The following is a 26,175-nucleotide window of genomic DNA, read 5'->3' on the forward strand; positions in this document are numbered from 1 at the left end:
CTTTGGATTAGCTTATCATCTTTGTCGTAGATTGCTAGTAGAGTTGTAAGGTTTAACCATAGGTACTTTTCTACTATTTCATTGTTTACTTCTTTTGCTACTCTTTGGTTTAGTGCGTTTAGATGGTAGTTTATAGTTTGTGTTGGAGTAGTTACTTTAGTTAATGCTCCTAGTGTGTTGTATGTGTAAGTAGTTGTTTCTGTTGGGCTTGTCTTTGGTACTAGGTATCCATCTTCATCATATCTGTATGTAGCATCTCCATATACTTCTAGGTTATCATCTAGTGTGTATGATGCTGATGTTGTTACTCCATATACTGTTGCTTGTAGTCTGTTACCATTGTTGTCGTAGGTGTAGCTTTCAACTTCTGTATTATCTTTACTTACATTTGTTAATCTTCCTCTATTGTCATAGCTATAGTCATAGTTTGTACTTACTCCATTTATTGTTTCTTTTTTTTGAGTGATAGTTCCTGTTTTATCTCTTTGGCTTAGTTCATAGCTAAAGGTATTGTCACTTACACTTGTTACTTCACCATAGTTGTTGTAGCTTATGTTTTGAGTAAAAGTATTGTCTGTTACTTTTGTGGTGTAGCCATTTGCTTTATCTCTTGTAAGTGTGAAGTCTCCACTTGATGTGAGTAAAGTATCTTTATCGTAGGTATAGTTATTTGTTGTACCTGCGTATGTTGTGGATTTTACTAAGAAGTCATTGTTATAGGTGTAGTTAATACTTTGGTTTAGAATTCCTTCTTGAGTAAGTGAAGTTAATAGCTCTCCATCATAAGTATAGTTTATACTCTCACTAGCATTTGTAATAGTTCCAATTATATTTGCAAACAGATATGTATAAGAAGTAGTTCCTTCTGGAGTATTTGTACTTACTAAACGGTCTTTAGTATAAGTGTTTGAGATAGTTCTTGTGCTTGGTTTTACTATCTTAGTGATTTTTCTGTTTTTGTTGTAGGTGTATGTAGTAGCTTTGTTTAGTGGTGATGTGTGGTTTGTTACTTTGCCTTTTGGGTTTGTAATTATTTCTATGTTTAGAGGTATTTTAGAAATGGACTATCCTTTTAAGTTTTGTAGGCATGTATAAATTGGTGCTGACACTTTTTCCCTAGTTTAGAGACTCCCCTTATGATTATAGTTTAGTATGGGTTACATATCGGGAGATGTGGAACCAGAAGGGTTTTTAGCGGTGCCCTATTATAATCATTGATTAGCAATTTTTCCCAACCTTAAAGACCTAACAAATTTTGATCATACAATAAAAACCACAAACTTAAACAAATTCCTAGCAAGGACACTAAAAGATGTTTCCATAACGGATGATAACCTATTATGTGCAATAAAAAACTATCTTGAGACATATATTTAATTCCATATAGATATATTAGTCTCAACACTTTTACAAAATAATACATATTAATAACGGAACCCAGTATTACAAATAAAGTAAATAATTGAAGAATCTTATTGATTAGCAATTCCCCCACCTATAGCAGCTCCTGCTGCCGTACCTGCAGTGCCATAATGAGGTGCTGGCATTTTATTGATTGGATATTTAAAAACATCAATAGGTCTATAAATATTTTTACCTGCTTTTCCCACTAAACCACCAAAGAATCCACCTGTCGCACCGAGTCCAGCAGCTCTAGTCAAATCACCAAAATTTAAACTAGAGCATTGCCCGCTTAACTGGTTATAAGCATTATTTGTAGCTGCTGCTAATGCGCCACGAACTACTCCTCCAGCAAAGCCACCAAATCCACCCCATGCACCTGTAAGTCCAGCCATAGCTAATCTTCCGAGATTAAGCTTGCCCGAATTACGTTGGTTGGAAGCTTCAATTAATAGTCCAACTGCAGCTCCAATTATTTGTGGTACCCATAACCCCTCAGGATCCACAAAGTTAACAGGATCCCCAAGAACATACCCATAAAGATTAGCATCTCCACCTTGGAAGTCTATCGGGTCTTTAGCAGTCCACTTACCTGTGTGTGGGTCGTACTCTCTATATCCGAAGTGAACTAAGTTTGTGTCTTTATCTTGTAGTCCACCTGCGAAACCAAATGGTATATTTAGGTTTTTGTTTGTATCGTTTAGTATATTACCAAATGTATCATAAGTTACTTCTTTTATGATGTTATGGTTTTTATCTGTAATTAGTTTTAGTGTTCCTACTTGGTCGTAGTGTAGGTAGTAAGTTTGCTTGTTTTGTGTCATGCTTGTTGGCATTCTGTTGTTTGTGTAGTTGTATCTTTGGATTAGCTTATCATCTTTGTCGTAGATTGCTAGTAGAGTTGTAAGGTTTAACCATAGGTACTTTTCTACTATTTCATTGTTTACTTCTTTTGCTACTCTTTGGTTTAGTGCGTTTAGATGGTAGTTTATAGTTTGTGTTGGAGTAGTTACTTTAGTTAATGCTCCTAGTGTGTTGTAAGTGTATGCTGTTGTTTGTGTTGGGCTTGTCTTTTGTACTAGGTATCCATCTTCATCATATCTGTATGTAGCATCTCCATATACTTCTAGGTTATCATCTAGTGTGTATGATGCTGATGTAGTTACTCCATATACTGTTGCTTGTAGTCTGTTACCGTTGTTGTCGTAGGTGTAGTTTTCAACATTTATATTATCTTTACTTACATTTGTTAATCTGCCTCTATTGTCATAGGTATAGTCATATCTTGTACTGACTCCATTTATTGTTTCTTTTTTTTGAGTGATAGTTCCTGTTTTATCTCTTTGGCTTAGTTCATAGCTAAAGGTATTGTCACTTACACTTGTTACTTCACCATAGTTGTTGTAGCTTATGTTTTGAGTAAAAGTATTGTCTGTTACTTTTGTGGTATATCCATTTGCTTTATCTCTTGTAAGTGTGAAGTCTCCACTTGATGTGAGTAAAGTATCTTTATCGTAGGTATAGTTATTTGTTGTACCTGCGTATGTTGTGGATTTTACTAAGAAGTCATTGTTATAGCTGTAGTTAATACTTTGGTTTAGAATTCCACTTTGAGTAAGTGAAGTTAATAGCTCTCCATCATAAGTATAGTTTATACTCTCACTAGCATTTGTAATAGTTGTGATTATATTTGCAAACAGATATGTATAAGAAGTAGTTCCTTCTGGAGTATTTGTACTTACTAAACGGTCTTTAGTATAAGTGTTTGAGATAGTTCTTGTGCTTGGTTTTACTATGCTTGATACTTTTCTGTTTTTATTATAGGTGTATTTAGTGGCTTTGTTTAGTGGTGATGTGTGGTTTACTCTTTTATCTATACCATTGTATGCAAATGTGTGGTTTGTTGGGCTTGGGGTAATTAGTTTACTTATATTACCATTAAAGTCATACTTGTATTGTTGTGTAGTTCCATTTGCGTAAGTGATTTTATTTACTCTATCCATTATGTCGTAGGTGTAGTTTGTTGTTTCACCTTTTGGGTTTGTAATGGTTTCTATGTTTCCTTTATCATCATATGTGTAGTTGATGATTCTAGCTCCAGTAGTTTCTTTGATTACTTTACCTTGAGTGTTGTACTCATATGTTGTAGGTTCAAGTGTTCCTAAACTTATAGATGTAGTTAAAAGAGTGTCTTTATCATACTCTCGTTTTAGAGTTCTTAATTCAGGGCTAGTGATGGTATCTACAGCATTATTGTAGTCAGATACTATAGTTGTTACTTTAGAGTTAGTGCTGATGGTTTGTGTTTTTGAGTTGGTATGCGTTTGGTTTCCATCATAACTGCTTGTATATACTATTTGCTTTTTGAGTCCACTTACTTGTGTTATGGACTTAGAAGAAAGAATCTTTTGTTCATTGAGTACATCTGTAGTATATAGAGTGTTTATACTTACTCCACCTTTTAAGAGAGATATTTGTTTTTTATCTGCTGAGATTGTTGAGGAGATAGTATCTCCACTTGGAAGTGTCCTTACTGATATAGTAGAACCATCAGCTTGTTTGGTGTCTGTAGAACTTGTCTCATCCCCCTCTGGTTTGGTCATTGTATAAGTAGCTATTTTACCACTATTATTTTTCATAAACTTCCAGTTTCCACCTATAGCATCTGTATCTTGATAGATTCTTCCGTTTGCATCAAAAAGGTGTGTGAATACATTTCCGTTAGGGTCTATCTCTTTAGTCATTAATGAGCCACTATCATATTCAAATTGATAGCTTGAAGAATCTTCATATTTTACTGATATAAGGTCTCCATTAGCATCTACATTCAAATATGTTTCTTGTCCATTTGGAGCTGTGATTAGAGTTGGGTTACCGTTTGTATCTCTTGTGATTGTTATTGTATTTGTAAAGTTGTCTGTTATAGATATAAGATTTCCATTTTCATCATAGATATATGATTCTAAAGTTTTTTTATCTGGATAAGATTTTGTGAATAGATGTTTTCCATCAAGACCAAATGTATATTCTAGATTGTTATCAGAAATTTTATAGGAGTCGTAATTATAGCCTGTGACTCCTGTTGAACCATAATTATAAATAGCATTAATATGTTCACTGTTTAATGCTTTATCATATATACGAAGGTCATCTATGAGTCCATCTAGATTATAGCGGCCACTCATACTGCCTATTGTCCAGTCATAATATGGACGAGAAATTTGACTAATCGTTCTTGCCTTTTCATCGACCAAAATTCCATTTTTATACATCTTGATAGTTGTTTTATCTGCAACAAAAGTAACAAATATGAATTTTTGTTCTTGAAGTGGTATGGTTGCATTTAACTCAAGTCCTACTCTGATTGCGTTACCAGTACGACCTAAGTAATAAAATATACCATTTTCGATACTATAATTAAATATACCATCAGGACTATCATACCCATTCGCTATATGAGTAGAAACATTGCCGCTGCCACTATCATATTTATTGTACTTTGTCCAAAATGATAATGTTATTTCTTTTAAATTATTTAAGCTACTTGACTGTTTAACTAAAATACTCCCATTAATTCCATTAAATTTTGCTGCTTTACCGATAATCCCATCAACATAGCTAACACCACTATTAGCAACCCCATGATTATTTTTTCCACTAATATCTTCAGCATTACCTTCAAATCTATAATAAGCAACTAGTCCATCTTCGAGACTAATCTCTTTTTCAACTTTTGTGCCATTGCCTTTAGATATGCTATTTACACCAAGGTAATTAACATTTGACAATGTCCAACCCTTTGCTAGATTACTATTGTTATCAGTAGTATTTTCAACTTTTATATTTATTGATTTACTAACTGATAAATCTATATCATCTCGCCCTCGTATTCCCATTACAGAAGATCCAGCATTTGCCCATGCCTGTGCAAATTGTGATGAAGCACGATAATAAACCATTTGATATTTATATGATACAGTTAATTTTGCAGTAGTATCCCCTGTAACCTTGTTTCCTAAAATATCTTTACCATCCCATTTAAATTGTAGATTGCCCAATTCAGAGATAGCAGGTTCCTTTTTAAAAACTCGTCCAGCTACTTCTAGTTTAACACTGACACCTATAACAGAAGCAGGAATATTTGTAGTGTCAATCGAAGCATCTATAACATGAATATATCCATCAACTCTTTTTGAAGAGTAATGTAGTGTGGTATCTGTTCCAGCTACAGGTATATCTTCATGAAAAACTCTTGTCTTAGCTGTAACATAAGAATTTATAGCGATATTACAATCGTTTGGTGGTGTTTGATCTTCTACATCTGGTTCATCCGGAGACTTAGCATCATCTGGTGGACCATATGGCCAGTTGTGGTCCCATGGTGTGAAGTGTGTTATCTCTGCTCTCCAGTAACTTTTACCTGCTATATAATTTGAATTATTTTGAATTCCAGCAACTTCATCTACAAAAGAACCGTTATTATTTAAATCATTTGCTAAAGAGTCTCCATTACTATCAAGTGCATCTACTATGCCATCTCCATCAGTGTCAAGTAGCTGTATAACTACACCATTTTTTGAGGCTTTCCATTTAGCATCATTTCTATCATAATAACCAATAGGAACTATCTCTCCAATATCAAAACCTAAAAAGTTATCCACATACATAATAACTGGTGCATTAAATGTAATATTTTCATCATCACCAACACCATCAACTTGTAAATCTGAACAATAGGTATATGCTGATTGGGTAGGTAAATCAGCAGGCATTGACTTTGGAGTTTTAAATTCTGTAGCTCTAACTGCGATTTTAGTAAGATTTCGAGTAGTTCCATCTGCTGATGTTACTGTCGCATTTGAAATATTATTAAACACTAGAGTAGTAGATCTTTCTCCTCTATCATCCACAATAGGAGTAGATGTATGGATGAGAGGTGCAGTTGTTCCTAACATAATAGTTGTTACTTTGGTATCAACTTCTAGCATGGTAACAGAAGGTGCTATTGACCATTCCTTTACAGGGGCATATATTTTACGATCAATAGTAGTAAATCCATTTGCACTATAACGCATAGTTAAATATGTGCCACCTTCTGAAGCAAAGGCATATTTTCCATTGTTGTCTGTTAATAATGAACCATATTCTGGATGATTATGGATAGTTACTTTAACACCAGATAATGGGTTACCATCTTCTGCTAGTATCTTCCCTGTTATCATACAAAATAGTTTTTCATCATATGTATTTTTAGTTGAATTTCCTGGAATAATATTTGTATATGTAGATCCAAAATTTGTAAGTGAAAAATTATTCGTATCAAGTAGTTTATTTATAGTCATTAAAATAGAATTTGAAGTTATATTTCCAATAGTCGCATATAAAGATACTGTGCCTATTGCCAATGCTTCTATAGTATTTCCATAGACAGAAACAATTTGTGTATTATCAGTGTGAAAAATTGCTTGATTGCTTACATCTTTAGTTGTACCATCACTGTAAACACCTACTAAGTTCAAGCTTACACTTTGAGAAACTCTTAATGCACTTTGTGGGTTTGTGATTCTTATAGATTCAAGAAGTACTGCATTAGGAATTACAATTGTTGTAAGACCTAAACTACTTAAAATAATGTTTAAATGATTAATAGCATCTGTTTCATTAACAAGAGTTTTACCAAGTATATAAGCTACATCAGTATCAAAAGTGTCTGATGTAAAATCAATAATATTATCTTTTAATAAAGCTAATAGTTTTGGGTCTAGTGTGATACCATTATTAGCATTATTGTCACTATCTAGTGTTTGCAACAATTGAGCTAGATTTACAGTTGCTGTTTCATTACTTGGGAAGAATGTAAGAGGGGTAATAGTACTTTCTACATTTACTGTACCTAAAGAAATACCTGCAATCTTAAACTCTACAGTATCTTCAACATTACAAGTGTATTCTCCTAAAGTATTTGTAATTCCTGACTTATCTGAACTACAATTATAATTAAGTCCTGATACTGCACTATCTTGAAAACTCCCAGTGATAGCTGAAGGTGTACTATCCGTGCTACTATTTAAACAAGCATTAAATGATACTCCAAACAAAACTAAAAATATTGTACTTATTATAAAATTTTTTATGATTTATCCTTTTTCAAAGTGTATTACTTTAGCTTTCACATGTAATATAAATACACAATAATAATTTAAGTATCATATCTGTTATTCTATAAAGAGTATATTAAAAAATCCAACTTAATTAAAAAAAACTTTTTAGAAAGAAGAATTTATTTCGTATCCGCTGTTTACTCCTACTATAGCATAGTTTGAAAGGTATTTTTAGCAGCAATTTTTACTATTAAGTTACTAATTTTTTTGCAAAAAAAAAGCCTAACTACAAAAAGTAGTTAGGCTTTAGGACGAAAAACTAATTTCTTAGTTTGTTTCTTGATTAACGATTTTGTTAGAACCAATCCAAGGCATCATTTCACGAAGTTTATTACCAGTTTTAGTGATAGGTTTCTCTTTGTCATTTGCTCTTTCAGCATTCATACGAGGATAACCTGATTGACCTTCTAAGATGAAGTCTTTTGCAAATCTACCATCTTGAATCTCTGTTAAGATATCTTTCATAGCTTGCTTAGACTCAGCATTTATAACGCGATTACCAGAAACATAATCCCCATATTCAGCTGTGTTAGAGATAGAATATCTCATATCAGCGATTCCACCTTCAAACATTAAATCAACGATTAATTTAAGTTCGTGTAAACACTCAAAGTATGCAAGTTCAGGAGCATAACCAGCTTCTGTTAATGTTTCAAAACCAGCTTGAACTAGAGCAACTGTACCACCACAAAGAACAGCTTGTTCTCCAAAAAGGTCAGTTTCAGTTTCATCTTTAAAAGTAGTCTCGATAATAGCAGTTCTACCACCACCAATAGCAGATGCGTAAGAAAGTGCTAAATCTTTAGTGTTACCACTTGGATTTTGACCAACAGCGATTAAATCTGGAATACCACCACCACGAACAAACTCTGAACGAACTGTATGTCCTGGGGCTTTTGGAGCAATCATTGTTACATTGATATTACTAGCAGGGCTAATACGACCATAGTGAATATTAAAACCATGACCAAATGCTATAGTTGCACCATCTTGTAAATTTGGAGCGATTTCATTAGTATAAATTTCTGATTGGTTTTCATCTGGAAGAAGAATCATAACCATGTCAGCTTTTGCTGTTGCTTCTGCTACTGTTAAAACTTCAAAGTTTTTAGCTTCAGCTTTAGCCCATGAAGAACCACTTTTACGAAGACCTACAATAACATTAACACCGCTATCTCTTAAGTTTTCAGCGTGTGCGTGTCCTTGAGAACCAAAACCTATCATTGCAACTGTTTTACTTTTGATTAGGTCTAAACTCGTGTCTTTGTCATAATAAACATTTAATGCCATTTTATTTCCTTAATTTTATTTCATAAAATGAAGGCAACCCTTCATCTAATCTATCACGCCAAAGGAAGTAATTCCTTTAGCTACGCTAACGCTTTGTTTTCTTCGACAGAAAGTCCATTGCACTAGTGCAATCTTGTTTATGTAATATTATTTTACACTTAAATACTTCAAAAATTTGTCGCATTATACTCAATTAAAGCAAAAACTTTTATAATGTCAAAACAAATTAGGAGAAATTATGAAAAAGTTTAATCTTTTTAATGAAATAATCATAACAAATAAGCAAACATTATTAACGGCCATAAACGCAAAGAAGCTTTTTGGCATCTGTATTGAGGGAAATATAATCTATGAACCTTTTACAGATAATGAAATATTTATCTACAAAGGGCAACCAGAAATAGTTGAAGATTTTAAAAAGGTATTGGGTCGTAACTATCAACTTGTTGAAGATGGCGATAGAGTTCTTATAAAAGCTTTTTCAAACTGGCAAGAACTTATAGGCATAAATACTCCAAACTCATCTTATGATGACACAACAGCAGATGGAGTTGGCGAATTTGCATCTAAAAGTTTAGAAGATATTGGTTGGCATATTGCAGAGTTTAGTATTGATTATAGAACTTTAGTTGAACTATTAGAAGAGAAATGTGAAGGTACTGTTTTATGCATAGAGCAAGAAGAACCTTATCAGTTTAGCGGACTTGGATATTTGAGCGATAACAAACATGCTAAAGAAGTTCTTTTTGATTATTGTAAAAATATTGTAAAAGATAAAATAGAAAATGACCCTGATTTTGCAAAAGAAAACTTAACAGATGATGAAGAGGATGCTGCTAAATTTTTTGGGGTTATTTGATTTTTCTCAAATATCTTTGTAAAATAATCATCGCTGAGATGGAGTCAATTCTTCCATCTCTTATCTGCTTTATCTCGCCTCTTATCAAAGCTTCAGCTTCTTTAGAGCTTCCAGCTTCATCTTGAAAAAAAACTTCACCTTTAAAATCAACTAGATTCATAAAATGAGAGATGCGTCTTTTCATCTCATCTTCACTACTTCCACCAAGGGGTATACCGACTACAACAGCATCTACTTCCCACTCATTTATGATTTTTTTTACTTCAATAGATGCTTGATTTCTGTTTTTTCTTATAACTGCTTTAAGTGGGGTTACTATATCTTTGTGTGCAGAGTAAGCTAGTCCTATGCGTTTAAGCCCTAAGTCTATTGCTATGTATTTCAACTATTTACCCAAACAAAAAGAGCCAAACATCTTGTCTAGCATCTCATCATTTTCAAAAGGTCTAGTTATAGATGCCATCTCTTTTATTGCTTCGTTTAAGTGAAAAGAAAATATCTCCAACTCTTGGGTCTGAAGTGGAGAAAGTGCTTCTTGTATATTGATAAGTGTTTGTTCTACGGCTGATATTTGTCTTTGAGAAATTAGCATTATTTCATCCGACAGATTAGTTCTATCTATAATATTTTCTAAAAGTTTTATAAGTGAAATAACTCTCTCTTTAGAATTTAACTCTAAATCAAACTTTATAGTTTCATTTTTAAACTTTGCTTTTAAATCTATCTTATTTTTTATATAAATTAAATTTTTGTTTTTTGAATGTTCTTGCAAAAGATTTAACATATCTTCATCTTCACTATCCATTTCACGACTACTATCAAATAAAGCGACAACTATATCACTCTCTTGTATAGCCTCTAAACTCCTCTGTATTCCTATGCGTTCTATCTCATCATTTGCTTCTCTTATCCCTGCTGTATCAACTATACGAATCAGATGACTACCAATTTTCACTTGCTCTTCTATTGTATCTCTTGTTGTTCCTGCTATATCACTAACTATGGCTCTGTTAAAATTTAAAAGTGCATTTAAAAGTGAACTTTTACCAACATTTGGTTTTCCAACTATCGCTACTTTAAAACCTTGCATCAAACCTTCTCTCTGCTTTGAAGCTACAAGAGTTGCTTCTAAAGAAAGCGTAAGTTGTAATAGTTTTTCTTCTATCTGTTTTACTAAATCTTGAGGTAAATCCTCTTGGGCATAATCAATAGTAACTTCAGAATAAGCCAAAATATGAATAATCTCATCTCTTATCTTTTCTATATATTCTTTTAGTGAACCCTTCATTTGTTGTGCTAAGATTTTAGCTGCATCTTCACTCTTTGCTTCAATGAGTTGTGCAATTGCTTCTGCTTCACTCAAATCAATTCGACCATTAAAAAAAGCTCTCTTTGAAAATTCACCAGCGGTTGCAAGTCTTGCTCCAGCTTCTACACTAGCCTTTAGTATACTTTGAGCAACGATAAAACCACCATGGCACTGAATCTCAACTACATCTTCTGCTGTAAAAGAAAAAGGAGCTTTAAAGTAAATAACAATGGCTTCATCAATTAACTCGTTATTTTTGTTGTGTATTGTGGTTAAGCTTGCATACCTTGGGGGGAAATCTTGTTTGTGTGTAAGTTTTTTTGCTATTTCTAAGGCTCTATCTCCGCTTATGCGAATGATTGCAATAGAACCTATACCATTTGCAGTTGCAATGGCTGAAATTGTATCATTATCCATTTATGTATGATAATCATTTACAATGATATACTTTAGTCCATCTCTTGTTGAGCGAATTGCTACATACTTATTTGGGTACATGTCACGAAGTTCTCTAAGAGCTATTTGAACAAGAACACCATCAAGTATTTTAGTTTGAGCTCTTCCATCTCTATCGATATTATCTTTAACACCACAGAGGTATCTTGAAACTGATTCTTCTTGATTTTTTAAAAATTCTGCAATTTCAAGGCGAAGTTGAAGTTGGTATTTTGTATTTATCCAATTAAAAATCATATATGATAGAGCTTTATATCTATAACCTTCTTTACCAATTAAAAGGGCAGCATCTTCGCCTTTAAACTCTACAAGAAGTGTATTTTCATCATATACGCTAACTTCAATTTTTTCTATTACAAAGCAAACTGATGAAAAAAGCTTATTTATCTCTTCTTGTACAATTTTTGCAATTGTTTGTATATCATCATTATCAAGATTATCAAAAGCATCATCATAATCAGCTAGATAAGAAGACACATCCTCATCTTCTTCTTCATCTTGAGTGCTTACAAATGATTCTGGCATTATCGTATCATTTATAATCTTATGAGATTGTTTTTTTTGTTCTTTTTGAAGTTCTATTTTTAAAGTGGTTTTTTTATGTTTTTCTGTAAGCTTTGGCTTTGGGGATTGTTTTTTTTGTTCACTAAAGTTTATAGATTTTTCTTCTTTATTGACATTCTCAGTGTTAACTTCTTTTGCAGCAACAATAATAGCTGTTTTTTTAAATAAACCTAAAAAACCACCACTTGGATATTGTACAACTTCTATGGTTAGTTGTGTAACAGAACATTCCAACGAAGAAGCAGCATCTTGATATGCTTCTTCTAATGTTGTAGATTCTATTTTAATCATCATTCTTTCCAGATTTTTTTTCTAATTGTTTTGCTTTTACCTCTTCTTTATGTTCTTCTTTTATAGCGTGTTTACTAAGAGCAATCTGTGCATCTTGTGCATTTTTAAACTGAGTATTAACAACAAACTGTTGCATAATTGAAAAGATATTATTTACAAACCAGTAAAGAACTAAACCTGATGGGAAAGTTAAAAAGAAAAATGTAAAGATAACAGGTAAGTATTTAAATACTTTTTCTTGTATAGGGTCTGTAAAGTTTGTTGGAGTAAGTCTTTGTTGGTAAAACATTGAAGCACCCATGAGTATTGGCAGAACATAAAACTCATCCATACGAGAAAGGTCAGTTACCCACATAATCCAAGGAGCACCTTGAAGTTCAACTGCATTTAAAAGTACACGATAAATCGCAAAAAATACAGGAATTTGTAAAAGCATTGGTAAACAACCACCAAGAGGGTTAGCATTATGTTTTTTATACATATCCATAACAGCTTTGTTCATACGCTGTGGATCACTTTTGTATTTAGCTTGAATCTCTTTTATTTGCGGTGAAATAGCTTTAATTTTTTGCATTGACATCATGCCTTTATATGTCAATGGATATAAAACTGCTCTAATCATAAGAGTAAGTGCTATGATTGACCAACCCCAGTTTCCAAAAATACCATGTAACCAAGAAAGAAGTTGAAACAGTGGTCTTGAAGCGAAAGTAAACCAACCGTATTCTATTGCATTTGTTAAAATAGGTTTTATATTTTTAAGTACCTTATACTCTTTTTGTCCAACATAACCACTAAATGCCATAATTTGTAAAGCATCAAAATAAACAACTGGGTTGTCATCTCTATCTCTTTCAACTATGATATTTGTGTCTTTAGCAAAACCATACATGATAGTTGCAGAGTATTGATCAAAAGCAGACACTAACTCAACACCGCTAAATGTTTTTCTTCCTTCAGCATCTCCATCTTCAATAATTGTAGCTATTTCATCATCTGTAAAAATCATAGCACCAGTAACTGTCATCATTTGCTCAGTTTCGTTTACTTTTGGTCTTTGACCTAGATATATAAAATATCTTTTATCTTGTGAAAGTGAAACTTTTGCATCATAGTGACCATCATCATAAAATGTCAACTCTTTTGTAACTGTTAGAGTTGATAATTTTTGAGTTAAGATTACTTTTTTTGCAACTCCATCAAGGGTTAATTCTCTAACATCTGCTGTATATGCGACGCTCATTGCTTCACTATTGAGTGCTTCATCCAAAAATCTAAGAAAAAGTGGCTTCATACCGGTAGTTGAAATTAACTGTGCGTGCTGATCTTCTTTTGTTTTAAACTTATCTTGAAGTAATTCTTTTGAGCTTATGCGCCCTAAAGTATCTACTTTTAAAATATAATCTTTATTTGTAACTGTTACAATAACACTTTTGTCATCTGAACCATACTTCTCTTTTTCTGATATATCATGAGTAATAATATCTTGCATATTTGAAGATGATTGCATTTGACTTGCTGATGAATTGTTTTGAATTGATTTGGCATCTATAACTTTATTTTCTGGTTCTATTGGTGGAACAATTGCTGTATATCCCACGAAAAAAATTACTGACAATGCTACTGCTAACATTAATCTCTGATTTGCTGAAAGTTTCTCTAACACGGTTTCCCTTTATATGAAAAATTTTTTATTATATAAAAACGGTTTTTTTTATTTGGAACCAACCAATACTTTATAGAATCTAACCCTATTTTTTCGGGTTTTATAGACAGTTTATCAAGGAGTGGATACTCTATGCCACCATCAAATAATTGATTACAACGAAGTATTCTAGTCAAACTATGGTAAAAAGCACTTAAAATAGAATTATTTTCAAAGTTAATTCGTGCAAATTCACTACAAGATGGGTAATATCTACAACTTCCAAAGCCTATGAGAGTAAAAAATTTCTGATAAACCCAAAGTAATTTAAGTAAAAATTTTCTAATCACTTAAATTTCCTTAAATATTTTAGAGCGGTTTAAAACTTTTTTAAAGTCATTTTGAAGTTGTTGATGAGATATTTCATTGATTGATTGTTTTGCTACAAAGATATATGTTCCATCTTTTAACAAGGAAGAGTAAGTACAAAACAAAGCTCTAAGTCTTCTTTTTGCTCTATTTCTTTTAACTGCATTTCCAATTTTTTTAGTTGCTGTAAATCCAACTTTGTTAGTTAAATCTTTTTGAAGATGAAAAAGTACAACACTCTGTGAGTGCATATTTTTTCCTTTTTTATATACATACTGAAACTCTTTATGAAGTTTCAGTGTATTAAAACCGCCTAAACTGACAATCTTTTGCGACCTTTAGCACGACGACGGTTTAAAACTCTACGACCATTTTTTGTTGCCATTCTAGCTCTAAAGCCATGAGTTCTTTTTCTAGGTGTACTGTGTGGTTGGTATGTTCTTTTCACTACATATCCTTGTTTAAAATTAAGTCCGCAATGTTACATAAAAGTTACTTAAAGCGTGGTTAATTAATTAAAAAATCCTTTAGCAATTCTCTTTTTGATTGATTATAGGGGATTGTAGTATCAAATATTTTTTCATTTTCTCCAACATGACAATCTCTACATGCTTGAATAACATCATGCTCTCGTACATTTGCTTTGTTTATTTTTGACATGGGATGACAAGAAAAACAATCATCTCCACATTCTGCCATAGTATTTGGCTCAACAGAGTGACACTTTATACAAGTTAACATAGGTTTATGGCGTAAATCTTCTTGTATCGTAGGGATAAGCTTTGGGTGACAGGTTAAACAATCACCCGTACAAGAAAACAAAGATAATGTAAAAAACAAAATTAGTATAAAATATTTCATATAAAATTATAACCTCTATCTTATTTACTTCACACTTACTTTTACAACTCCATCCATCATATAAAACTCTACTTTTGAACCTTCTACAACTTTACCTTCTAAAATTAAATCAGCAAGACTATCTTCAATTATCTCATATAAAGCACGCTTAAGAGGTCTAGCACCATAATCTTCATCAAATCCAGCCTCAGCTATAAAAGCTTTAACTTCATCAGTAATACTTAGCTCTATGTCTCTCTCTTGCACCTTCTTTTTAATTTCATTAAAGAAAATATCTACTATTTCTACTATTTGTTCACGACCAAGAGAATTAAACTCTATAATATCATCAAGTCTATTTAAAAATTCAGGTTTAAAATATTGTTTTAACTCTTTTACATTTGAAGTTAAGATTATGATAGTGTTACTAAAATCTACCGTTACACCTTTGTTATCAGTTAAACGACCATCATCTAAAACTTGTAACAACATATTAAAAACATCTGGATGTGCTTTTTCTACCTCATCAAATAATATTACACTATATGGTTTTCTTCTAACTGCTTCTGTAAGCTGACCACCCTCTTCATAACCAACATACCCAGGTGCTGCCCCTATTAAACGAGAAACAGAATGTTTTTCCATATACTCACTCATATCTAGCCGTATCATTGCATCTTGGCTATCAAACAAAAACTTTGCTAAAGTTTTAGCAGTTTGTGTTTTACCAACTCCAGTTGGTCCTAAAAATAAAAAACTACCGATTGGGGTATTGGCATCTGATAGTCCCGCTTTATTTCTTTTAATGGCACGAGCGACTGCATGAATAGCTTTTGTTTGACCTATAACCTCACTATTTAGTTCTGCCTCAACATTTAAAATCTTATCTTTATCTTTTTGAAGCATTTTATTTATAGGTATACTTGTCCATCTAGATACTATAGATGCTATCGCATCTTCATCAACACTATTTTTCAAAAGTGTCCCTGCCTCTTGTAAATTATCCCATGACATATTTACATTTTTTTCTTCTTCTATTAGCGCTGGTATTTCTCCATATTCTATCTCAGCAGCACGGTTAAAATCTGCACTATTTTTAGCATTATTTGCTTCTCTTCTTTTAGATTCAATCTCATTTTTTATAGCAGATATTCTTTGGAAAACTTCTTTCTCAGTATTAAACTGTACTTCTAAATTTCTAACATTTTCCTCAACATCAGCCAACTCTTTTGTTATTTCTAAAAGTCTTTTTTCATTTGCTGGAGTTTTTTCCATTTTTAGAGCTTCTTGTTCTACATGCAACTCTGAACTTTTTCTCTTTGCTACACTCAATACATTAGGCTCTGATTCTATTTGCATCTTAAGTTCAGCCGCCGCCTCATCAATTAAATCAATCGCTTTATCTGGTAAAAACCTATCTGCTATATATCTATCTGAAAGCTTTGCGGCAGCAACTAAAGCACTGTCAGTTATTGTAACGTTATGATGTGTTTCAAGTCTCTCCTTTATGCCTCTTAATATTTGTAAAGATTGATTTACTGTTGGTTCTTCAAGAGTAATTGGAAGAAATCTTCTTTGCAGTGCCATATCTTTTTCAAAAAACTTTCTATATTCTTTTAAAGTTGTAGCACCTATTGTGTGAAGTTCACCTCGAGCTAGAGCTGGTTTTAGAATATTAGCAGCATCCATACTTCCTTCACTCGCTCCTGCTCCTACAATAGTATGTATTTCATCAATAAATAAAATGATATTTCCACTCTGCTTCACTTCGTCAATAACTGCTTTTAATCTATCTTCAAACTCTCCACGATACTTTGCACCAGCTATCAAAGCACTCATGTCAAGAGCTATAAGCCTTTTATTTTGTAAAGATGTTGGAACTTTATTTTCACTTATTCTTTGTGCTAAACCTTCTACTAAAGCTGTTTTACCAACTCCTGGTTCACCTAAAAGCATTGGATTATTTTTTGTCTTACGAATAAGTATCTGCATCATTCTAGTTATTTCTTCATCACGCCCAATTACTGGTGATAGCTTCCCTTCACTAGCTTGTGTTGTTAAATCAATACCATACTTTGCTAAAGATTCTAAAGTTTCATCAGAACTCTGAGAGTCAATTTTAGCTCCACCTCTAGAACTTTCTAAATTTTTTTCCAATTCAGACACATCAATATACTTTTTCAAAATACTTACATAAGGTTCTTTTTTTAAGTTCGCCAATATAAAAGTATCTACTGCTAAAAAAGTATCTCCATTTTTTGTCATTAAACCTGCAGCAACTTCGAGTGAGTTTACAAATTCTTTAGATAATTTAATGCTTTCTTTTGATACGGTTGAAGACTTTGGTAATTTTTCACTTAAACTCTTTACATCTAACTCCATTGCAATTTTATCAATACTCATTTTATTAAACATCTGATTTAAAACAGAAGATGAATTTGTAAGGAGTGCCCATAAAAAGTGTATGTTTATCACTTCTTGATTTTTATTGTGTAAAGCCAAAGAAATAGAAGATTCTATAGCCTCAGTCATATTATGCGTAAGTTTTTCAAAAATATTATTCATAAATTATCCTTTATTTTTTTATATAATAATTATATCACATTGAGTCTATCTATGTCAAGTTAGTTTAGTCATGTTCCATTATGTTTTTACTTTATCTATTTATTAGCAACAATGTTATAAAATAATAAAATTTGATTTTTAGGAAGTAGCAATGCTAACAATACTAGAGGCTATCAACACTCGTTCTTCAAAACGAGCTTTTTTACCAAAACCAGTATCTAAAGAAGTTCAAGAAAAAATCCTTAAAGCAGCAGGAATGACACCAAGTGGAGCAAATATGCAACCATGGATTGTTTACGCTGTTAGTAACAAGGAAATTTTACAAAATGTTGGAGATGCTATCATTGCAAAAATGAATGCAGGTGTTAAACATGATCAATTTATCCAATACTACCCAAAAACATGGATAAGTCCATATAAAAAACGCCGTATTAAAACAGGTGTTGGTCTATATACACTCATGGAAGTTGATCGCAAAGATGTTGAAAAAAGAACAAAGATGTGGCATGATAACTTTAGATGGTTTGGCGCTCAAACAGTATTTTTTATTTTTACAGACAAAGTAAACATAGATGAGGCACAAGGTGCCATCCTTGATTGTGGGGCATATATGCAAAGTATTTTACTCGCTGCTAAAGAGTTTGGACTTGACACTTGTCCTCAAGGCTCAACTACTGAGTTTGGGAAAGTAATTGCGAATGTTTTAAAAACACCTGATAATTTAGCTCTTTTATATAGTGTTGTAATTGGTTATGCAGATGAAGATGCTAAAATCAACTCTTATCAACCCAAGAGAGTTGCACTAGAAGATAGTGTTACTTTTATAGATTAGATTTTCTAGCATCTATGGCTAGATATCTTTGCAACATACTTTCGTTTCCACTTACTCCACCACTATGAATATATAATATTTCTTCTTTAGTTTGACTCAAAAGAGCCTCCCACATAGCTGGAGAGTAAAGTAAATCAAACTCTATGCCTGCATCTAAAAGTTTTTTATACATTACATAAAATTCTGGATATGGCTTTGCAAAATGATATTTTTTCTTTGGCTCTAAAATAATTAAATTTTCTGGTAGTTCATGTAGGGCTTGCATCTGAGTTTTTAAGTACCTTACATCTCCAACACATGGAGTTGTGTAAACTTTATGCTCAGGTAAAGCTAAGGCTAGAAATAGAGCTGTTGTACCTGTTCCAGATGGTGTTGCTAAAGATTTTATATCCAAGTTCTCTTCTCTTATCTCTTGTGCTAAAACATCTAAACCTTTTTTTGCTTCTTTAACCGCTCCACCTTGTTCTATTATAAATGTATCAGCATCTATGCTTACTCGTAATGAAGCTATAAAATTTCGATATAAACTATACTCTACTTCAATATGACGCATACCTAAAGAGATAGCCCGATAATAATTTCCAAGTTGAGACAATTTTTGAGTTTCACTTATAGGTTTTGAATAGTAAATAAATTCCCAAGCCTTTCGTTTACACATTGCCGCAATTGCAAGCATAGCATTTGATTGAGTTCCACCATAAGAGATTATTTTTTTTAATTTTTTTGGTGGAGTTTTTAAAAGAGTATATAGTTTTCTATATTTGTTTCCTGCGAGATATGGATTTATTAAATCATCTCTTTTAACAAGGAATCTCCTTGAATCTATCATTAAAGTAGATATAGGAGAATTTTGCATTTTTAAAAGCTATATTATTTTATAGTAGCTTTTTTTTCTAGCTCTTGCATTTTTGTCTGCATTACAGATTTGAATTTTTCAGCTTTTAATCTTTTTTCTATAAAAGACTTAACTTCTGTAAAGCCTAGAATTTTTTTAGATTTTTTATCTTCTATGTAGATTACATGGAATCCAGCCTGTGTTTGAACAGGTTCTTTAGAGACTTCACCAACCTTCATACTAAATGCGGCATCGTTAAACGCTGGGAACATTCTACCACGAGCAAAGTAGCTTAAGTCTCCACCTCGTGGTCCACTTGGTCCTATTGACTTAGCTTTTGCTACTTCTATAAACTTAGTTTTTAACTTATCGCCTTTTAGAGACTTAAGTTCTTTTATTACTGCATTAGCTTCAGCTTTTGTTTTTAGCAATACATGACGAGCATGAACACTTTCTTTTTCATAAAATTCTTCTTTATTTTTATCATAATAACTTTTTAAATCTTTATTTGAAACTTTTATACTTTCATGAAGATTTTCTTGCCAAACTTTAATCGCTAATTGTTTTTTTATATCATCTTGTACTTTTTTGTATTCTTCTTTAAATTTTTTAGATTTAAGCACACCTGTCTTTTTAGCATCTCCAAAAATCAACTCTTTTGCTATTAACTCTTGTAAAAACTGTTGTCCTAATTTAGCTTGTTTTTCTGGTGGTACTTGGTTAAATCCACCTTTTGTTGCATTCATTAGACCTTTATAAACATCTTGTTGTGTAATTTCAGTTCCATTCACAGTAACAATAGTGTTTGCGCCAACAAGTGTAGTTGCGAACAAAAGAGAAGCAAAAATTTTAGTTATTTTCATCATTTTCATTATATTTAATTCCTTTTAGATTCAAAATTCTAATGCTTTTATATTAACACTTATTAAACAGATGAAACTCGTAAGTATTTGTTAAGTATATTTTCTAGTACATCTCGACTTAAAGGCTTTGACATATAATCATCTAAACCTTCTAAAAGTAGCATCTCTTTATCTCCTTGCATAGCCATGGCAGTAAGTGCGACAATCGGAGTTTTATCATTTTTATTTATTTTTTGCTTAATCTCTTTAGTTGCAATAATACCATTTTTTTCTGGCATATCTATATCCATAAATATAATATCAAAATTCTTTTTTTCACACATATTCACTGCTTCATTTCCATTAGATGCTGTAAAAACTTTTATATTGTATTCTTTAAGTATGATTTTAATTAATTTCTGATTTATTAAGTTATCTTCAACTACCAAAGCATTAATATTACTATTTACGTTACCTTTTACTAAATTATCTTTTTTATAAATTTGATTTAGTTGCTTAAAAACAACACTCGGTAAAAGAGGTTTTCTAAAAACATTGTCAACAATATGAGTGAATTTTGTTTGCAATTTCTCATCTTCTTCTAACAACAAAATTACAGGGGTTTTTTTTGAGTATGCACCCAACTCTAACATCCAAGTAGAATCTTTTTTATTTGCGATTACATAAAGAGTTTCAATCCCAAAATAAATGTTTTCATCAAGAATATTTGACTTAACAACATCAATAGCAAAAGAACGAAGATATGTAGTTAAAAAATTAGCTTCATCAACTCTTTTAGAATCAAGAAGTAAGATTTTTACTTTTTTCTTACTCATCATTTTATAAGCTTGTCCTTTAACATCTTTAAAATTAAGTGCGAAATTGAAATAACTTCCATACCCCTCTTCACTTTGAATTTTAAGCTCAGAACCAAGTAAACTAACCAGTCCATAAGAAAGACTGAGCCCTACCCCAAGTCTTTCATAAACTTGAGTTCCAGCATTAAATGGTTCAGTAATCTGGGTAATCTGCTCATTTGCTATACCTTTCCCATTATCTTTTACACTAAAACCTATACGACAAGCTCCATTTAGTTGTTTTTTTAGTAATTTAACCTCAACTATTATCCTGCCATCTCGTGATGTAAATTTTATAGCATTTTGAATAAGTGAATTCATAACTTGTTTAATCTTTCCAAAATCTGCATTTAATTCAATTGGTAATTTAGGGTCTATAAAAGCAAAAAGATTTATACCTTTATCTTTAGCAAAGACAGAGTAGTTATAAGCTATTTTTTCCATCTCAAAAGATATATTGAAAGTAGATGGATTTAACTTTAACCTACCTCCTTGCATTTGGGAAAGATCTAAAAGAGTCTCTATATTTGACATTAAGTTTCTAGAAGAACGATTTATCATATTTAAATATTCTGTTTGTGTTTTGTTAAGGCTCGTTTGTTGAAAAAGTTCAATAAAGCCAAGTATTCCATTCATTGGAGTTCTAAATTCATGACCTATCTTTGATAAAAATTTTGATTTTAATTTTTCAACTTCTTTAATTCTTAATTTTGAAAGTTGTAATTTTGTAATATCTTCTAACTCCAATATATAAAATTCTTTTGAACTTTGTAAACTGTGACATTTTGCATTTATTGTCAACATCTCATTATCAGTATTTAATATACTTATGTAATACCCCTCTTTTTTATACTTTTTTATATAATCAAGCCAACTTTTATCGTCCTGTGTAAAAATCTCTTCACTTTCATTTAAAAAAAGTTCTCTTACACTTTCATATTTTGTACGAAAATCTTCTATATTTTTAAAATCAAAAGTATTAAAAAAAAGTTTGTTTGCTCCTATCCAACCAGCTTCTTTTGTAAAAAAGAGCATCATTGAACTATTTGAGTCTACTATCTCCCAAATCATCTCTTTTGTAAAGTAACTAGTGTAATTTCTTTCTTCTTTAACTTTAGGCTTTGTTTTTTTTAAAAATGAAAATATTCCCATAAAATAACCTTTTAAAATTTCTGTATTGATTATAACATATAACTTTGATAAACTATGATTATGAAAAAAGCAACAAAAAAAGAGATTTTAGAGGTTCACCAACTTTTTATAGATAGATATAGCGACGCAGTTACTGAGCTAAAATATAAAAATGCTTATGAGTTAGTGGTGGCAGTTTCACTCTCTGCACAATGCACAGATAAGCGGGTAAATATACTAACTCCTAAACTATTTGAAAAATACCCAAACACACATGAACTAGCAAACGCTGACATAGATGATGTAAAAGCACTAATAAATAGTTGTTCTTTTTTTAACAATAAAGCAAAAAATATTATAGCGATGGCATCTAGAGTTGAAGAAGTTTACAATGGCGAAATTCCAATGGATGAGAAAGAGCTAATTACACTTGGAGGAGTTGGACAAAAAACTGCAAATGTTGTGATGATAGAATACACAGGAGCGAACCTTATGGCAGTTGATACGCATGTATTTCGTGTTTCTCACAGACTTGGACTAAGTGATGATAAAACTGCAACAGCTACAGAAGCAACACTTGTTAAAAAATTTAAAAATAATCTTCATGCTCTACATCAAGGTATGGTTCTCTTTGGTCGTTACATTTGTACTGCTAAAAATCCAAAATGCAAAGAGTGTTTTTTAACAGAGTTTTGTAAAACAACAAAAACTTTTAAGGTTTAGGGAATAAAAATTGCTTAAACTTAAGTATGATTAAAACATTACTACTTATTTTTATGGCTATTTTTTTTACTGGCTGTATAAATAAACATGGGGTTTCTGCAAAATATTATAGTGAATGCAAAGAGTACTACGACCTTCAAGGATACTACCATAAAGAGTGCGGAGAAGACGATATAGTAACTTATAAGGAGATTGCTGAAAGTGCTGGTAAAGTCGTAGATGTTTGGACTGAAAAAAAAGAAAAACCAAAAGGTAATGTTTGGTAAAAAAGATTCTTATTTAATAGCTATAAAAGTTGCAAAATTTGCCCATCTAAAGACTACTTCACAATGAGAAAACCCACAATTTTTTGCCATTTGTATATTTTCTTCCTCGCTATATGGAACTAAAACATTCTCTAGTGCTTCTCTTTTTTGCATAATTTCATACTCTGAATAACCTTGCTCTTTTTTAAAATCATAGTAACACTCAATAAGGTCTTTATTTAGTTTAGCGTTATGAGAGATTACTTTTTCGCTAAATATAAAAACTCCTTCTTTGTTGAGAGCAGATGCTATCTTTTTAATAAGTTCTTCTCGGACTAAGGGACGGATAAACTGTAGAGTATAATTACTTACAAATACATCCGCTTTTTCATACTCATAAGTTAGTATATCTGCATTTTCTAGTTGAAGTTTTGCTCCAAGAGCATGGGCTTTTTTTCTAGCTTGTTCTAGCATCGCTTCAGAGTTATCAAGTCCAACTAAATTTGCCTTACACTCAAGTTGTCTACTAATGTTTAAAAGCAAAGATGCAGTTGAAGAGCCTAAGTCATAAAGAATAGAACCATCTTTTAAATTTTTAAGTGCAAAAAACTCAGTAATCTTTTGACTCTCTTTATAAAAAGGAACACTTCGCTCTAGCATATCATCAAAAACTGCAGCTACTTCTTCATCAAACTCAAATTGTTTTTTTATAGGTTTTGTAAAAACTTTATCATTCATATTCGTATTTTAGCTCTCTTATATTAAAATGTCAAAAATAAACACTAAGAGAATAGATATGGAAATTAACACTTCGACATGGATGCTAGTATTTTTTATAATTTTATTGGTAGTTAGCATCTGGAAAATATATGCTTTTTTACCTAACAAAGAGTTAGCAGATGATGACACAACAGAGGCTTCACATGAAGAACTAATATATCTAATGTTAAAAGTCATTAAAAGCTCAGATGCCAATATAGAAGCAGCTGTATTATATAAAAAGATGAGGAATGACAAAAGTTTCGATGAAAAACATTTCTGGAGATTTAATCAAAACAGATTAAATAAACTTCTAAGCCAATACTATTTAGAAAATCCAGATGTTTTTAGTATAGAAGATATTTATAAAACTCTTTAGTTTGTATCAATCGCATTCAAATCTTTAAAAGCAACCTCTACACGAGAAACTAGACTCAATTGCCCTGCTCTTAACCATTTTCTTGGGTCATAGTATTTTTTGTTTGGTTTTTCTTCTCCATCAGGATTACCGATTTGACCTTGAAGATAAGCATTGTTTTTCTCAACATACTCTTTAGTTCCTACCCAAGTTGCCCATTGAGTGTCTGTATCGATATTCATCTTTATTACACCGTAACCTATTGCTTCACTAATTTCACTAGGAAGTGAACCTGAACCACCATGAAAAACAAAGTTTACAGGCTTAGCATCTGTGCCAAATTTCTCTGCTATATATTTTTGAGAATTATCTAAAATAGTTGGAGTTAGTGTTACATTTCCAGGTTTGTAAACACCATGAACATTACCAAACGATGCGGCTATTGTAAAATGAGGAGATACTTCATTTAATTCTTTGTAAGCAAATGCTACATCTTCTGGTTGAGTATATAAAAGTGAATTATCAATATTTGTATTATCTACTCCATCTTCTTCACCACCAGTACAACCTAGCTCTATTTCTATGCTCATATTTATTTTACTCATTCGCTCTAAATATTTTTTACAAATGCTAATATTTTCTTCTAAAGGTTCTTCTGAAAGATCTAACATATGAGATGAATACAAAGCTTTTCCCGTATGATTAAAATGTTTTTCACCAGCATCTAGCAAAGCATCTATCCAAGGAAGAAGTTTTTTTGCGGCATGGTCTGTGTGAAGTATGACTGCTACTCCATAGGCAACTGCCATTTGATGAACATATTTAGCACCAGTGATTGCTCCAATTATTGCCGCTTTTTCGCCTTCATTACTCAAACCTTTTCCAGCAAAGTAAGAAGCTCCACCATTACTAAACTGAATAATAACAGGAGAGTTTACTTTTGCAGCTGCTTCTAAAATTCCATTTATAGAATCGGTTGAAATAACATTCACAGCAGGAATAGCAAAACCTCTCTCCTTGGCCATGTTATAGACATTTTGTACATCATTTCCAAAAAGAACACCTGGGTTTACAATATCTAATACGCCTTTGCTCATAATACTTCCTAAGTTTTAATTGAGTCATTATATTATAAGCTTTATTTGAAATAACTTTGTTATAACCTTTTTATGATAAAATTCCCATATGCCTAATAAACATACTAACGAATGGACTACAGACATCATTCTGATAGACATCATAAATTTTTCAAAATTAAGAATAGCATCTCAGTTGGAAATTATAAATTTTCTAACACTTAGCTATAAAAAAATGATAAACAAAATGCTGGAAAATTCTAATATGCGGCTAAGTAACCTTATTCTTGGATATATTTCAACAGGTGATGGATTTTACTGCATATTGAACCCTAAATTAAAAGGGTATGGAACTATTTTAGGCTTGAGTTTCAACTATTTTTCAGAACAACTAGGAAAAAAATTTTCCTACTTTGAAGGTCTAAGAATAGCTATACATACTGGTAAAATATATGAATTTACAGATATCTTGGGAAATAAAAATTATATAGGTAATGGTCTAAACGATTGTGCTAGATATTTAGAATTTAAAAACTACACTATCTCAACCATAATAGTTTCAGACATTGCGTATGCAAATATGAAGATTTTTTTAGACCAACATCCAAGATTTAACACTCTTTTAATAAAAAGTGAATTTAAACACTCATCACCATATATTTTTAAAGATAAACATGGAAAGAAAAAAGAAGGACGCCTTGTTTGGCTTAGAAAGGCTGGTATAATTACACCACCAGATATGAATTTTAATTCAATGCTTAAATAGA

General features: G+C 31.8%; 22 protein-coding genes. 6 read left to right on the forward strand and 16 right to left on the reverse strand.

Features of this window, described 5'->3' with window-relative positions; all coding sequences use genetic code 11:
* Positions 1-1,472: 1,472 nt before the first annotated feature.
* Both MOV42_RS10930 and ilvC read right to left on the reverse strand, forming a co-directional pair.
* On the reverse strand, positions 1,473-7,499 hold the full coding sequence (locus MOV42_RS10930; RefSeq protein WP_324171212.1) for an RHS repeat-associated core domain-containing protein: 6,027 nt from the start codon (positions 7,497-7,499) through the stop codon (positions 1,473-1,475).
* Between the two features lie 330 nt (positions 7,500-7,829).
* Positions 7,830-8,852 carry a ketol-acid reductoisomerase gene (gene ilvC / locus MOV42_RS10935; protein ID WP_324171213.1) on the reverse strand — a complete coding sequence of 341 codons (1,023 nt, stop codon included), beginning with the start codon at positions 8,850-8,852 and terminating at the stop codon, positions 7,830-7,832.
* 238 nt (positions 8,853-9,090) lie between these two features.
* Between ilvC and MOV42_RS10940 the strand changes: the two genes are divergently transcribed.
* Entirely contained in the window at positions 9,091-9,711 is a 621-nt protein-coding gene (locus MOV42_RS10940) for a hypothetical protein (RefSeq protein WP_324171214.1), read from the forward strand.
* Here the strand turns inward: MOV42_RS10940 and ruvX are convergent.
* From ruvX to MOV42_RS10985, 9 genes are read right to left on the reverse strand one after another with little or no spacing between them, the layout of a single operon-like run.
* On the reverse strand, positions 9,704-10,096 hold the full coding sequence (gene ruvX / locus MOV42_RS10945) for a Holliday junction resolvase RuvX (RefSeq protein WP_324171215.1): 393 nt from the start codon (positions 10,094-10,096) through the stop codon (positions 9,704-9,706). The genes MOV42_RS10940 and ruvX overlap by 8 nt on opposite strands.
* Entirely contained in the window at positions 10,097-11,437 is a 1,341-nt protein-coding gene (mnmE, locus tag MOV42_RS10950) for a tRNA uridine-5-carboxymethylaminomethyl(34) synthesis GTPase MnmE (protein WP_324171216.1), read from the reverse strand.
* On the reverse strand, positions 11,438-12,331 hold the full coding sequence (locus MOV42_RS10955) for a Jag N-terminal domain-containing protein (protein WP_324171217.1): 894 nt from the start codon (positions 12,329-12,331) through the stop codon (positions 11,438-11,440).
* The gene (gene yidC, locus MOV42_RS10960; protein WP_324171218.1) at positions 12,324-13,997 is read right to left on the reverse strand and encodes a membrane protein insertase YidC; all 1,674 of its coding nucleotides are present in this window, start codon (positions 13,995-13,997) and stop codon (positions 12,324-12,326) included. Before yidC ends, MOV42_RS10955 begins: the two co-directional genes overlap by 8 nt.
* Positions 13,991-14,326, reverse strand: coding sequence for a membrane protein insertion efficiency factor YidD (gene yidD, locus MOV42_RS10965; RefSeq protein WP_324171219.1), 336 nt, complete (start codon positions 14,324-14,326; stop codon positions 13,991-13,993). Before yidD ends, yidC begins: the two co-directional genes overlap by 7 nt.
* Positions 14,327-14,671 carry a ribonuclease P protein component gene (rnpA, locus tag MOV42_RS10970; protein WP_324173025.1) on the reverse strand — a complete coding sequence of 115 codons (345 nt, stop codon included), beginning with the start codon at positions 14,669-14,671 and terminating at the stop codon, positions 14,327-14,329. It lies immediately after the preceding gene.
* Positions 14,659-14,793: a 50S ribosomal protein L34 gene (gene rpmH, locus MOV42_RS10975; RefSeq protein WP_207561291.1), complete on the reverse strand. Its 135-nt coding sequence runs from the start codon at positions 14,791-14,793 to the stop codon at positions 14,659-14,661. The genes rnpA and rpmH overlap by 13 nt, the downstream gene beginning before the upstream one ends.
* Before the next feature lie 59 nt (positions 14,794-14,852).
* Positions 14,853-15,206: a hypothetical protein gene (locus MOV42_RS10980; protein ID WP_324171220.1), complete on the reverse strand. Its 354-nt coding sequence runs from the start codon at positions 15,204-15,206 to the stop codon at positions 14,853-14,855.
* Between the two features lie 24 nt (positions 15,207-15,230).
* Positions 15,231-17,750 carry an ATP-dependent Clp protease ATP-binding subunit gene (locus tag MOV42_RS10985; RefSeq protein ID WP_324171221.1) on the reverse strand — a complete coding sequence of 840 codons (2,520 nt, stop codon included), beginning with the start codon at positions 17,748-17,750 and terminating at the stop codon, positions 15,231-15,233.
* Positions 17,751-17,901: 151 nt separating this feature from the next.
* Here MOV42_RS10985 and MOV42_RS10990 point away from each other — a divergent pair, with 151 nt between their 5' ends.
* Complete coding sequence (locus tag MOV42_RS10990) at positions 17,902-18,582, forward strand: nitroreductase (RefSeq protein ID WP_324171222.1); 681 nt, start codon at positions 17,902-17,904, stop codon at positions 18,580-18,582.
* On the opposite strand, the gene MOV42_RS10995 is transcribed toward MOV42_RS10990, so the two are convergent.
* From MOV42_RS10995 to MOV42_RS11005, 3 genes are read right to left on the reverse strand one after another with little or no spacing between them, the layout of a single operon-like run.
* Complete coding sequence (locus MOV42_RS10995) at positions 18,572-19,438, reverse strand: 1-aminocyclopropane-1-carboxylate deaminase (protein WP_324171223.1); 867 nt, start codon at positions 19,436-19,438, stop codon at positions 18,572-18,574. The genes MOV42_RS10990 and MOV42_RS10995 overlap by 11 nt on opposite strands.
* A gap of 14 nt (positions 19,439-19,452) precedes the next feature.
* Positions 19,453-20,289 (reverse strand): peptidylprolyl isomerase, encoded by an 837-nt coding sequence (locus tag MOV42_RS11000; RefSeq protein WP_324171224.1) that lies wholly within the window; start codon positions 20,287-20,289, stop codon positions 19,453-19,455.
* A 53-nt stretch (positions 20,290-20,342) separates the two neighbouring features.
* Complete coding sequence (locus MOV42_RS11005) at positions 20,343-22,268, reverse strand: response regulator (RefSeq protein WP_324171225.1); 1,926 nt, start codon at positions 22,266-22,268, stop codon at positions 20,343-20,345.
* A gap of 60 nt (positions 22,269-22,328) precedes the next feature.
* On the opposite strand from MOV42_RS11005, the gene nth reads away from it, so the two are divergent.
* The gene (gene nth, locus MOV42_RS11010) at positions 22,329-22,970 is read left to right on the forward strand and encodes an endonuclease III (protein ID WP_324171226.1); all 642 of its coding nucleotides are present in this window, start codon (positions 22,329-22,331) and stop codon (positions 22,968-22,970) included.
* A gap of 26 nt (positions 22,971-22,996) precedes the next feature.
* A complete protein-coding gene (locus MOV42_RS11015; protein WP_324171227.1) occupies positions 22,997-23,236 on the forward strand; it encodes a hypothetical protein in 240 nt (79 codons plus the stop codon).
* 9 nt (positions 23,237-23,245) lie between these two features.
* On the opposite strand, the gene cmoA is transcribed toward MOV42_RS11015, so the two are convergent.
* Positions 23,246-23,953: a carboxy-S-adenosyl-L-methionine synthase CmoA gene (gene cmoA, locus MOV42_RS11020; protein WP_324171228.1), complete on the reverse strand. Its 708-nt coding sequence runs from the start codon at positions 23,951-23,953 to the stop codon at positions 23,246-23,248.
* Between the two features lie 28 nt (positions 23,954-23,981).
* On the opposite strand from cmoA, the gene MOV42_RS11025 reads away from it, so the two are divergent.
* Positions 23,982-24,353, forward strand: coding sequence for a hypothetical protein (locus tag MOV42_RS11025; protein WP_324171229.1), 372 nt, complete (start codon positions 23,982-23,984; stop codon positions 24,351-24,353).
* Here MOV42_RS11025 and fbaA read toward each other — a convergent pair.
* Positions 24,350-25,429 carry a class II fructose-bisphosphate aldolase gene (gene fbaA / locus MOV42_RS11030; protein ID WP_324171230.1) on the reverse strand — a complete coding sequence of 360 codons (1,080 nt, stop codon included), beginning with the start codon at positions 25,427-25,429 and terminating at the stop codon, positions 24,350-24,352. The genes MOV42_RS11025 and fbaA overlap by 4 nt on opposite strands.
* Before the next feature lie 88 nt (positions 25,430-25,517).
* Between fbaA and MOV42_RS11035 the strand changes: the two genes are divergently transcribed.
* Positions 25,518-26,174 carry a hypothetical protein gene (locus MOV42_RS11035; RefSeq protein ID WP_324171231.1) on the forward strand — a complete coding sequence of 219 codons (657 nt, stop codon included), beginning with the start codon at positions 25,518-25,520 and terminating at the stop codon, positions 26,172-26,174.
* Position 26,175: the final 1 nt, after the last annotated feature.

This window comes from Sulfurimonas sp. (assembly GCF_029027405.1).
Classification (GTDB): Bacteria; Campylobacterota; Campylobacteria; order Campylobacterales; family Sulfurimonadaceae; genus Sulfurimonas.